8 protein-coding genes are annotated in these 12,497 nt (G+C 61.7%); 3 read left to right on the forward strand and 5 right to left on the reverse strand.

From position 1 onward, the window contains the following. Window positions 1-72 precede the first annotated feature (72 nt). From D3250_RS11055 to D3250_RS11065, 3 genes are read left to right on the forward strand one after another with little or no spacing between them, the layout of a single operon-like run. A complete protein-coding gene (locus D3250_RS11055; protein WP_119903432.1) occupies window positions 73-738 on the forward strand; it encodes an MBL fold metallo-hydrolase in 666 nt (221 codons plus the stop codon). Next, the gene (locus D3250_RS11060) at window positions 717-3,353 is read left to right on the forward strand and encodes a DEAD/DEAH box helicase (protein ID WP_119903433.1); all 2,637 of its coding nucleotides are present in this window, start codon (window positions 717-719) and stop codon (window positions 3,351-3,353) included. Before D3250_RS11055 ends, D3250_RS11060 begins: the two co-directional genes overlap by 22 nt. After that, the gene (locus tag D3250_RS11065) at window positions 3,350-4,633 is read left to right on the forward strand and encodes an alpha/beta fold hydrolase (protein ID WP_119903434.1); all 1,284 of its coding nucleotides are present in this window, start codon (window positions 3,350-3,352) and stop codon (window positions 4,631-4,633) included. The genes D3250_RS11060 and D3250_RS11065 overlap by 4 nt, the downstream gene beginning before the upstream one ends. 9 nt (window positions 4,634-4,642) lie before the next feature. On the opposite strand, the gene uvrB is transcribed toward D3250_RS11065, so the two are convergent. From uvrB to D3250_RS11090, 5 genes are all read right to left on the reverse strand, one after another. Continuing rightward, window positions 4,643-6,775: an excinuclease ABC subunit UvrB gene (uvrB, locus tag D3250_RS11070; protein ID WP_119903435.1), complete on the reverse strand. Its 2,133-nt coding sequence runs from the start codon at window positions 6,773-6,775 to the stop codon at window positions 4,643-4,645. 21 nt (window positions 6,776-6,796) lie between these two features. Continuing rightward, window positions 6,797-7,393, reverse strand: coding sequence for a dephospho-CoA kinase (coaE, locus tag D3250_RS11075; RefSeq protein ID WP_264080535.1), 597 nt, complete (start codon window positions 7,391-7,393; stop codon window positions 6,797-6,799). A 14-nt stretch (window positions 7,394-7,407) separates the two neighbouring features. Further along, window positions 7,408-9,201, reverse strand: coding sequence for a BCCT family transporter (locus D3250_RS11080; RefSeq protein WP_119903437.1), 1,794 nt, complete (start codon window positions 9,199-9,201; stop codon window positions 7,408-7,410). A gap of 141 nt (window positions 9,202-9,342) precedes the next feature. Continuing rightward, entirely contained in the window at window positions 9,343-10,845 is a 1,503-nt protein-coding gene (rpsA, locus tag D3250_RS11085; protein WP_119903438.1) for a 30S ribosomal protein S1, read from the reverse strand. 261 nt (window positions 10,846-11,106) lie between these two features. Beyond that, window positions 11,107-12,492 carry a GNAT family N-acetyltransferase gene (locus tag D3250_RS11090; protein WP_119903439.1) on the reverse strand — a complete coding sequence of 462 codons (1,386 nt, stop codon included), beginning with the start codon at window positions 12,490-12,492 and terminating at the stop codon, window positions 11,107-11,109. Window positions 12,493-12,497: the final 5 nt, after the last annotated feature.

Below are 12,497 nucleotides of genomic sequence, written 5' to 3' on the forward strand. Positions count from 1 at the left end.
GTGTTCTAGGTTGGCGACGGAGTCAGCAACTTCCCCTGTTGGGGGTCCGGGCGTAGGCATAGACTGGAGCGCATGGCTCCGGACGACTCTCTGATCTACGACTTGCCCGCCGTGACTCTTCGGCACATCGCCGTCAGTGATATGAGTAACAACGTGTATCTGCTCACGGCCAAGAAAACCGGGATCCAAGTATTGATCGACGCCGCTGACGATTCGGGGGCCATCCGCTCCATGATCGATGAGGCTACCGGTGACACTCCCTGTTCACCCAGGCTGCGCGCCGTGCTCACCACCCACCGACACTGGGATCACATCCGCGCCCTCCCTGACTTCGCCCTGGATGGGGTAGAGCTGGCCGCCGGTAAGGACGACGCCGCCGAAATCGAATCCGAACAGGAAGTCACCATCCACCGCAGGCTGGAGCACGGCACAGTGGTCAAGTATGACGGTGTCGGCCTCGAGGTTCTCCACCTTCGCGGGCACACCCCCGGATCGGTGGCTTTTGTCTACCCCGTCGAGGATGGACCCACGCATATCTTCACCGGGGACTCGCTGTTCCCGGGGGGCGTGGGAAAGACCTGGAGCCCTGAGGACTTTCAGCAGCTCATCGACGATGTTGAGGCCCGACTCTTCGCCCAATACGACGACGACACCATCATTCATCCCGGGCACGGTGATCCGACAACTCTGGGAGCCGAGCGTCCGAAGCTCGCCCAATGGCGGGAGCGCGGTTGGTGACGTCGCCGAACGCGCCATCGTCAGCAACTCTTCGAGTTCCCGGATCCTGGAGCACCCCCACCCCCGAAGAGCTCTTTGAGACGTTTCAGCAGTGGGCAGCGGGTCAGGGACTCAGCCTGTATCCGGCCCAGGAGGATGCCATCCTGGAGCTGGCGGACTCTCAGCACGTGATCATGGCCACACCCACCGGGTCCGGAAAGTCTTTGGTCGCGCTGGCGGCTCATTTCTTCGGACTGGCTCGTGGCCAACGCACTATGTATACGGCGCCCATCAAAGCGCTTGTCAGCGAGAAGTTCTTCTCGCTGGTCGGCGTCTTCGGGCCTGAGAATGTCGGGATGGTCACCGGTGACTCTTCCGTCAACGCAGGGGCGCCCATTATCTGTTGCACTGCCGAAATCCTGGCCAACGAAGCTCTGCGGGAGGGTGCGGAAGCGAATCTGGGCCCTGTGGTCATGGACGAGTTCCACTTCTATGCCGACCCCCACAGAGGATGGGCCTGGCAGGTTCCGCTGATCGAACTGCCGCAGGCTCAGTTTCTGCTGATGTCCGCAACACTGGGTGATACCACCCGTTTCGAGAGCCGCATCGCTGATGGGACCGGACGCGACGTTGTTGTCGTATCCTCTGCGGAGCGACCTGTGCCCTTGAGCTTCGAATACTCCACCACGGCGTTAGTGGAGAAGTTAGAAGAACTGGCTGCGAAGCAACTGGCCCCGGTGTATGTGGTGCACTTCTCACAGCGGGAGGCCGCTGAACAGGCTGCCGGACTGATGAGTCTGAACCTGCTGTCAAAGGCTGAACGGGAGCGGTTGGGAGAGCGCCTCAAGACCTTTCGGTTCGCCAAGGGTTACGGCCAGACGCTCTCCCGTCTGCTCAAGTCCGGGGTAGGCGTCCACCACGCCGGTATGCTGCCAAAGTACCGCAGGCTGGTCGAGCAGCTGGCGCAAGAGGGTCTCCTTAAGGTCATCTCGGGCACTGACACGCTCGGCGTCGGCATCAATGTGCCCATCCGGACTGTCCTGCTGACCGGATTGTCGAAATACGACGGAACGCGTGTCCGGCAGCTCAACGCACGAGAATTCCATCAGATCGCCGGTCGGGCCGGTCGGGCAGGGTTCGACACTGAGGGAACCGTGGTTGTGCAGGCGCCCGAGCACGTCATAGAGAATGAGGCCTCAGCGCGCAAGCTGGCGGCCAAACATGGCGGGGACGACGCCAAGATCGCGCAAGCCATCAAGTCAAAGCCGAAGAAGAAACCGCCCGAGGGTTTCGTCTCCTGGAGCGAGAAGACCTTCGAGAAGCTCATGGTGGCAGCCCCCGAACCCATGGTTTCCCGGATGAAGGTCACCTACGCCATGGTCCTCCACATCCTGAACCGGCCGGAGGACCCGGTGACGGCTATGCGCCGGCTCATCACCAGCTCCGATGAGACACCTGTGCGGCAGGCCCAGCTGCAGCGCAGGGCTCTCCAGATCCTTCGCGAACTGCTCGCGGCCGGGGTCCTGGAGAAGTTCGATGAGCCGGACGAAGACGGCCGCACAGTGGATCTGACCATCGAGCTGCAGGACGATTTTGCGCTCAACCAGCCGCTCGCCCCCTTCGCGGTGGCGGCCCTGGATCTCCTCGATCCAGAGTCGGAGACCTATGCACTTGAGGTGATCAGCGTCATTGAGTCCATTCTGGAGACCCCCTACCAGGTGACCGGCGCCCAGGTGAAGAAGCTCAAGTCCGAGCGGCTGGCCGAGCTCAAGGCTGATGGCGTCGACTACACCGAGCGGATGCGAATTCTGGATGAGCTGACTCATCCCCAACCGCTGGCCGAAATCTTGGAGCAGCAGTTCGAGGTCTACCGCGCTGCGGCACCCTGGGTGGCTGACCACGAGCTCCAGCCCAAGTCTGTGGTCCGGGACATGATTGAGCGGGCTTTCACCTTCATCGACGCAGTGAACTTCTACGGATTGGCCCGCAGCGAGGGTGTGCTGCTGCGCTACCTCACCGACGCCTACCGGACGCTCAGGCAAACGGTCCCCGCAGCCAAAGTGAGCTCGGACCTCGAGGACCTACTCGAGTGGCTCGGAGAGGTCATTCGGCAGACGGACTCCTCCCTCCTTGAGGAATGGGAACGGATGGCTGCAGGGGAGGACCCGGAAAGACTCGCCGAGTGGGACAGACAGCGCACTCAGGAGATCACCTCGGCTCCCCCAGTCGGTTTCACCGGCAATGAGCGAGCCTTCGCCGTGGTGGTCCGAAATGCGATGTTCCGCCGAGCAGAACTGTTCTCACAGGAGAAGGAGGGAGCGCTAGCAGCCTTGCAGCGGGAACACACTCCCACCTCCGAGTGGTCGGACCCGAATCGCTGGGCTGAGGCCTTGGATGCGTTCTTCGACGAATATGAGGACGTCTACGTGGACGCTGAGGCTCGCAGTGCCGAGCACTTCCGGCTGAACAAGAATCCCGCGGATAGGCCGGGCTGCTGGCATGCAGTCCAAGTGCTTGACGACAATGAGGGCAACCGCGATTGGGGCATCCATGCCTATATTGATCTCCCCGCCTCAGACGAGGCCGAAGCAGCCATTATCACCGTGGACCATGTCGGCGAGTTGAGAGGGCCATGACCACTCGGCAGCTGCTTGACGGCACAAGGACCACCGAACACTGGGTCAAAGTCCCGTTGAACTGGTCGGCTCCGGAGGGCGAGCAGATTCGCGTCTTTGCCAGAGAGTTCGTCGGGAAAGAGGCACTGGCTCAGGGGGAGCTCCACGTCGAAAGCCTGCCGCACCTGCTGTTTCTCCAAGGCGGTCCCGGTGGGAGAGGAACCCGTCCGGCCAAGCTCAGCGGGTGGATGGCTGATCTGGCCAAAGACTTCAGAATTGTGATGCTCGACCAGCGCGGAACCGGTCTGTCCGCCCGGTTGGACCGTCACACTCTGCCCGCGCGGGGAGCAGCTGATGAGCAGACCGAATACCTGAAATGCTTCCGCGCGGATTCGATTGTGCGCGACGCTGAAGCCCTGCGCCGTCAACTGGGACTACGTTCCTGGACCGTCTTCGGCCAAAGCTACGGGGGCTTCTGTACCCTGACCTATCTCTCGCTCTTCCCGCAAAGTATGGACCGAGCGCTAATCACGGGAGGACTGCCGCCACTGACCGGGCACCCGGACCGGCTGTACCGCCACACGTACCGCCGAATGGCGGTGCGCAATACCGAATACTTTGACCGGTTTCCCGAGGACCGAGAGCGCCTCGACGCAGTCTTCCAGCATCTGCACAAGCACGAGGTGCGCCTGCCGGACGGGTCGCCACTGACCCCGCCGCGCCTTCAGATGCTGGGCCTGGAGCTCGGCGGCAATACCAAAGCCGACTCCCTGCACTACCTTCTGGAAGAGGCCTTCGCGGGAGACGAGCTCTCCGATGCATTCTTGGCCGGGGTCGGCCACCGCATCAGTTTTGCCAGCAATCCCATGTACGCAGTGCTCCATGAGTCTATCTACGGACTCCCCGGCGAAGCGCCCACCAACTGGTCGGCCGAGCGGGTCCTGCCGGAGTTCCCTGAGTTCTCCGCTGCGGCAGACTCACCACTGCTGACCGGAGAGATGATCTTTCGCAGTCACGTCCGCCTTGACCCGGTGCTGGCACCATTGCTCGCTACGGCCGACGCCGTGGCTGCAGTGAGCGACTGGGGCTCCCTGTACGATCTGGAGCAGCTCGGTCGCAACCAAGTGCCAACTGCTGCCTGTGTCTACACCGATGACGTCTTTGTGGACCGTGCACTATCCCTGGAGACCGCTGAACGGGTCTCCAATCTGACGGTGTACGAGACAGCCGAATTTCACCATGACGGGATCCACGACGACGGGCCCGCCATCCTGCGTGAACTGCTCCGCCGCACTGAGTGACAGTGCACCCTACTCGGCGGCTTGAATTGCCCTGAGCTCACGTTTAAGGTCGCCGAGCTCATCGCGGAGCCGGGCCGCGAGCTCGAAGTTCAGATTCTCTGCGGCGCGATGCATCTGCTCTGTGAGCTGGGCGATCAGATCAGCGGTGTCCTTAGCTGGTGTCTGCGAAGCGAAGCTGGGGGCGGCGCCATTTTGCTCAGAATCAGCATCGTCCTCCTTGTGGAACCCGGTGAATCCTCGGTGGCCCTTGCCGTATTGGAAACCGGTGGCCAAGCCTCCCATACCCTGCAGAAGGTCAGCAGTGTCCGCGTCCTCCCTGGCCAACTGATCAGTGATGTCGGCGATCTTCTTCACCAACGGCGCAGGGTCTATCCCGTGCTCAGTGTTATGCGCGATCTGCCGGTCGCGACGCCGTTCAGTCTCGTCGAGTGCCCGCCGCATGGAGTCGGTGATCTTATCGGCGTACATGTGCACTTCACCGTTGAGGTTTCGCGCGGCGCGTCCGATGGTCTGGATGAGGCTGGTGGTAGATCGAAGGAATCCTTCCTTGTCGGCGTCCAGAATCGCCACCAGGGATACCTCGGGCAGGTCGAGACCCTCGCGCAGCAGGTTGATGCCGACGACCACGTCGAATGTGCCCTTGCGCAGCTCACGAAGGATCTCAATCCGCTTGAGTGTGTCCACATCGGAGTGCAGGTACTCGACCTTGACTCCGTGCTCCAGCAGGTATTCAGTGAGGTCCTCAGCCATGCGTTTGGTCAGTGTAGTGACCAATGTCCTCTCGCCGCGCTGTGCTCGGTTCCGGATCTCGCCGAGCAAGTCGTCGATCTGGCCGCGGGTGGGTTTGACCTCGATTTTGGGGTCCACCAAACCAGTGGGCCGAATGATCTGCTCCACCACCCCGTCGGACTGCCCCAGTTCGTACTTTCCAGGGGTCGCGGAAAGGTACACCGTCTGTCCGACACGTTCCAGAAACTCATCCCACTTCAGCGGACGATTATCCATTGCGGAGGGCAGTCTGAATCCGTGCTCCACCAGCGTGCGCTTGCGGGACATGTCGCCTTCGTACATGCCGCCGATCTGCGGAATGGTGACATGGGACTCGTCGACGATCAGCATGAAGTCGTCGGGGAAGTAGTCCAGCAGGCAGTGTGGGGCAGAGCCGGCGGGTCGCCCGTCGATGTGCCGGGAGTAGTTCTCGATGCCGTTGCAGAAGCCCATCTGCTGCATCATTTCCAGGTCATAGGTCGTGCGCATCCGCAACCGCTGCGCCTCGAGGAGCTTATTCTGGGACTCCAGTTCCTGCAGACGTTCGCGCAACTCGTCCTCGATCGCGGCAATGGCCGTCGCCATCCGGTCCTCGCCGGCCACATAGTGGCTCGCCGGGAAGATGTACATCTCCTCCTCGTCGCGAACCAATGTGCCGGTGAGCGGATGGAGAGTGTTGATGGCCTCTATCTCATCGCCAAAGAACTCGATGCGCACAGCCAGCTCCTCGTACATGGGGATAATCTCCACAGTGTCCCCGCGAACCCGGAATGTTCCTCGGTGAAAGTCAGTGTCGTTGCGCACGTACTGCATGCCGACAAACCGGCGCAGCAGCTCATCCCGGTCGATCACCTGTCCCCGGCGTAGGGACACCATCTGCGCGATGTACTCCTCGGGGGTGCCCAGTCCGTAGATGCAGGAGACCGTCGCGACGACGACAGTGTCGCGCCTGGTCAGCAGCGCATTCGTAGCCGAGTGCCGGAGTCGTTCGACCTCCTCGTTGATCGAGCTGTCCTTCTCGATGAAGGTGTCCGTCTGCGGGACGTACGCCTCAGGCTGGTAGTAGTCATAGTAGGAGACGAAGTACTCTACGGCGTTGTTCGGAAGCAGCTCGCGGAACTCATTTGCCAGTTGTGCGGCGAGGGTCTTGTTCTGCACCATGATCAGCGTCGGGCGCTGCAGCCGTTCGATGAGCCAGGCAGCCGTAGCGGACTTTCCGGTTCCCGTGGCGCCCATCAGGACGACATCCTTCTCGCCCCCCTCTACACGCTCCGCAAGCTCCTCGATGGCTTGGGGCTGGTCACCCGAGGGGCGATAAGGACTCTCAACCGTGAATGGGGCTACCGTTCGGGAGATCTTGGGGGCAAGACTCATGAGGAGTAGTCTACGCTCCCATCATCGAATACGTGTTCGAAGCTCCTCCCAGAGGCGATCGGTCTGGGCGTAGAGCTCCTCGAGCGTTCCAGAATTGTCCAGCACCACATCGGCGGCCGCGGCGCGCTGCTGGTCTGTGGTCTGCGCACTGATGCGCAGCTTCGCCTCGCGGCGGTCCATCCCGCGATCCTCCCGCATCCTCCGGAGTCGCTCAGCTTCGGGCGCCTGAACTACCACAAGCACGTCGAACCGGTCCTGTTGCCCAGTTTCCACCAGTAGGGGGATGTCTTCGACTACCACCGCACCCTCTGGCGCCGCCTCTCGACGCCGCGCCGCGGCCTCCCGGACTTTGGGATGAATGATGGCGTTGAGCCGCTCCCGGGCAGCCTCGTCGTCGAAGACCATCTGCCCTAGTGCTGCCCGGTCCAGAGAGTGGTCCTCGGCAACGACCCCATCTCCGAATTCGTTGACAATCTGCGCGAGCCCCTCGGTGCCGACATCGACGACCTCTCGTGCGAGCTGGTCGGCGTCAATGACGACTGCCCCGTGCTCCGCGAGGCGCTGAGAAACTGCGGACTTTCCGGAGGCAATCCCGCCGGTGAGTCCCACATGAAGGATTCTTGGCATGAATATCAGCGGCGCGGCGGAACTTCTCCAGCCTCCGGCGCTGCCGGGTCGACCACGGGGTTCTCCCCGGTGCGGATACGGTACTCAGTGACCACGTCCGGCTGTTCGACGTGTTCCACCTCTGGGGCATTCTCCGGTTGGGTGCCCTCGGCGTAATCGGGAGCGACCACCGCATTGGCCAATGTGTCGTCGTTCTCCGCCATACGGCGTTCGAACTCCTCCGGCGGCAGGGTCTGCAGCCAACGTCGGGTTTTCAGGTGGCGGATCTCCCCTGCGTCCTCGCGCATGGCACGGGAGAGATTGAACATGATGAAGTATCCGAGAACGAAGAACGGCAGGCCGAAGACCAGTGCCACATTCTGCAGCGCTTCGAGGCCGCCTTCTCCGGTGGCGGTCAGCAGGACCGCGGCGATTGCACCGATCGCGATCGTCCAGAACGCCCGCTGGTGAAGGGGGGCTTTGCCCTCGAAGCCGTTGCACATATCATCCAGCACCAGGGAACAGGAGTCCATGGAGGTGATGAAGAAGATGCCGACCAGCATGATAGCCACTGAGGAGGTCAACGTGGCAAGCGGGAACTCAGCGAGGAAGCTGAACAGGGCCGTCTCCACACCCTCCTCGATCACAGAGTCGACCAACCCTCCGTCACCGTTGAGCTCGATGTCGAACACCCCGGTGCCCCAGACGCCGAACCAGATAATGGTGAACAGGGTGGGCAGCCCCAGCACACCGGTGACAAACTGGCGTACAGTGCGTCCGCGGGAGATTCGGGCGATGAAGATGCCGACGAACGGGGCCCAGGCGATGGTCCACGCCCAGTAGAAGATCGTCCAACCTTCCTGCCATCCCGTGTCGGAGAGGGTGTCGTTCCACCACGCCACCTCAGGCAGCAGACCCAGGTAGACACCCGTCCACTCAAACATGCCGCGCAGCAGGTACACGGTGGGGCCTGTGGCGAGAATGAACACCAGCAGGGCGATGGCGGTCCAGATATTGAAGTTGGAGAGCTTCTTGATGCCTCTCTCCACGCCAAGAACCGAAGAGATGGTGGCCACCAGGGTGACCACACCGATGATCACGATGAATGCCCACCAGACGTCTGGAAGGCCGACCAGCTGGGCGAGCCCTGCGTGAATCTGCATGGTGCCCAGTCCGATGGAGACGGCCACACCGAAAATCGTGCCGACGATGGCAAAGACGTCAATAGCTTTGCCGATGGGCCCGTGGATCCGGTCTCCGAGCAGCGGCTGGAAGAGGGAGGACACACGCGGAGGCAGCTTGCGCTTATAGATGAAGTAGGCGAAAGCCAGCCCGGGAAGCGTAAAGATCGTCCAGGTGTGCAGTCCGAAGTGGTAGAGGGTGAAGCCCATGGCCTCCCGAGCCGCTTCCTCCGAACCGCCCTCGATACCGAGCTGCTCACCACGCGGCGGGTTCTCGAAGTGGTTTGCCGGTTCGGCCACCGCCCAGAACATGAGAATCGTTCCGATGCCAGCAGCGAACAGCATGCCGAACCATGAGATGTCACTGTGCTCGGGGCGCTCATGATCGTCACCCAATCGCATCAGACCGAACCGGCCCACTGCCATCCAGAGCAAGAAAATCAAGAAGATCGTGACACCGGAAACGTAGAACCATCCGAGGTTCTCGTAGAGCCATCCTGAACCGGTGCCCCAGAAATTCCCCATATCCGTGGGAATCATGAGCGTCACGATCACAAAAACGGTGATGATGGCCGCGGAAATGAAGAATATGACCGGGCTTGTCCTCAGCCGAAACAGGTCGTGCACCTTCTTGAGCATGTCTTCCCCTCACGTCGAGCAGCGGCCTGGGTAGGCCCTGGACAGTGCTTTACCGTAAGCAGGATTGGCCCCCAAACGCAACAGAAGCCGTTCATCCCAAGGGGACGAACGGCTTCTGTTCAGCTTACGCTCAGGTAATGACTACTTTCCGGTGAGCTTCTCCCGCAGTGCAGCGAGCGCCTCATCGGAGGCAAGTGTTCCTGCATCCTCAGTTTCAGGCTGCGCTGACGAGTAGTTGGACGGAGCCGGCTCCGGCTTGCGTGCGCTGCTTGACGAGCTGGAGGACATTGACGCTTCGGCCGCAGCCTCGGCGTCGGCCTCGATAGCCTTGCGCACCTGCTGCTTGTGGCTCTCCCAGCGCTCCTGCGCAACGGCGTACTGAGCCTCCCAGGTGGCGCGCTGCTCCTCGTAACCTTCCATCCACTCGTTGGTCTCGGGATCGAAGCCTTCTGGGTACTTGTAGTTGCCCTCGTCGTCGTACTCGGCATCCATACCGTACAGAGCTGGATCGAAGTCTTCGGCCTCTGGCTCAACACCTTCGTTGGCCTGCTTCAGCGACAGGCTGATCCGGCGGCGCTCCAGGTCAATGTCGATGACCTTGACGAAGACATCATCGTTGACGGACACAACCTGCTCGGCCAGGTCCACGTGGCGGACTGCCAGCTCAGAGATGTGCACCAGGCCTTCGATGCCGTCTTCCACCCGCACGAAGGCACCGAAGGGCACCAACTTGGTGACCTTGCCGGGGACAATCTGGCCCAGGGCGTGAGTGCGTGCGAAGGTCTGCCACGGGTCTTCCTGAGTGGCCTTCAACGACAGCGAGACACGCTCGCGGTCCATGTCCACCTCGAGGACCTCCACGGTGACCTCGTCGCCGACCGCCACGACTTCCTGGGGGTGGTCAATGTGCTTCCAGGAGAGCTCGGACACGTGAACCAGTCCGTCCACGCCACCCAGATCGACGAAAGCGCCGAAGTTGACAATGGAGGACACGACGCCGTTTCGCACCTGACCGCGCTCGAGCTTGTTCAAGAATGTGGAGCGCACCTCGGACTGCGTCTGCTCCAGCCAAGCGCGACGGGACAGGACCACGTTGTTGCGGTTCTTGTCCAGCTCGATGATCTTCGCTTCGAGCTCCTGGCCGATGTAGGGGGCCAGGTCACGGACGCGGCGCATCTCCACGAGAGATGCGGGCAGGAAGCCGCGCAGACCGATGTCCAGAATCAGACCACCCTTGACCACCTCGATCACAGTGCCGGTGACGACGCCGTCCTCATCCTTGATGCGCTCAATGTCGCCCCAAGCTCGCTCGTACTGAGCGCGCTTCTTGGAGAGAACCAGGCGGCCTTCCTTGTCCTCCTTTTGGAGCACGAGAGCTTCAATCTGATCGCCGACGGAAACGACCTGGTCGGGGTCGACGTCGTGCTTGATTGAAAGTTCGCGGGAAGGGATGACGCCTTCAGTCTTGTACCCGATGTCCAGCAGGACCTCGTCACGGTCGACTTTGACGATCGTGCCTTCGACCAGGTCGCCGTCGTCGAAGTACTTCATCGTCGCATCGACTGCTGCGAGGAAGTCCTCCTCCGTTCCGATGTCGTTGACGGCGATCTGAGGGGCACCGGGTGCGGTTGCAGTGGTGGTCATGTAGTAGGTGTTCCTATGGGGATTGTGTGATGAGGTCAGTGCACTGTTCATAGCTGGCACTGATCGGCGGACAATTGCAGGGCGCCCGGAGCCATATGAAACTCATATGATTCTCGAGCGGGATCTGTCAGAAGCCAGTCACGACTCTGTGCGCAGAACGCGCCCGTTTAGTCTATACGCCTGCGCCAATTTGGCACAACCGCGCTCACGCCCGCCCACTGGTGCCATGGCTGGGCGTTTCGATGGGACACTTCCCATGTGCTAGAAGTGTGTGGCGCAGTGCGGAGCAGTCGGCAGGTCGAAGGTCGCGGAGAAGGCTTGCCAGTCAGCCTCATCCTGGGCGGCGACACGGCCAGCGTCGCGCATCGTCAACACCGAGACATCACCCAGATAGAGCGAGCTCAGGGTGGCGACGTCGAGTTCGAAGTGTTGAGGTGCAGTGGCGCTGTCGGTGCTGGTCACCTGAGCAACGCCTCCGGATACAGACACCGTGAACACCCCAGACGCGATTCCGAGGGAGTCGCTGACGGTCAGACTGAATTCCCCGTCGGCGTTCCAGGCTCGAGACTCCAATGCGGTCACCGGGTTCAACAGGCGCAGCCAGAGCACGTCGGCGAGGCTGGTGGTCTTCACGGCCCGCGGATTGGTCAGGGCGTAGTCCAGCGGGTCCGACACCGGCGATCCGTTGGGGGCGACGATACGCTCCACAAGGTCCATCTCCACCAGATGTCGGAGGAGCTCAAGGCGACTGGTCGCATCTTCGGCGATCAGATCACGGATCCGCATAGTGGCAGGCTCACTGTCCCATCCTGCAAAAGTGAAGACCACGTAGCCGCCAATGCTCCCGTCTTCCCGAACGTGCACCGCAGCTCGGGCCTTGCGGTCCCAGCTGGTGATGTTCTCGGGGTCCCAGCGTGCAGTGCCGGTCTCCCAGTAGGTTGCCTGCCGATCCACCGATCCCCGCGTGCTGCGGTGGAACTGAGCGAAGACGTCTTTGAGTACATCTCTGGTCTTCGACGGATCTACGGTGAGGACTTTCCCGACTTTCGGTGCGGTCGAAGCGAAGCTGTCCCCGGAAGCAGAAGCATTGATCTGCAGACCGCGCAGCCGGGTCGCAGGGCCAAAGCCGAAACGTCCGTAGATGCCACCTTCCGAGACGGTCAGCGCAGCGAGGGCCATACCGTCCTCGACGGCAGCAGCCAGTCGACTTGTCATCATGTGCTTGAGGATCCCGCGCCGCCGAAAGCTCGGGTTGACCGTCACCCCGGTGATCAGACGTGCCGGCAGCGGCTCTGCACCCCCGGCGTTGAGCGTCTTGTCATAGTCGACAAATGTTCCCACCGGATGCTCGGAATCGAACCCAATGGTCTCGAATGCTGAGCCCCAAGGCTCAAGCGCTGCGAATCCACGGTCCACGTAGACACCGGTCAGTTCCTGGGCGTCCTCACTGAAGACAGGCTGAAGACGCTCGAGCTGCTCATCGCTGTACCACGGCTCATAGAAGCCGTACTCGACCGTGCGAGTGAAAGCTGCAGTCGTCGCCTCCGGCTTGCCGTCCCCGCCGACGCCGGGCTCAAATGTTCGGCTGGAGAGTCCTTCCGCGAGGGGAGGAACGGAGGGCATTTGGGGTGCGTACTCAGAAGTCACGGCTT

It is taken from the genome of Nesterenkonia natronophila, assembly GCF_003595215.1.
GTDB lineage: Bacteria > Actinomycetota > Actinomycetes > Actinomycetales > Micrococcaceae > Nesterenkonia > Nesterenkonia natronophila.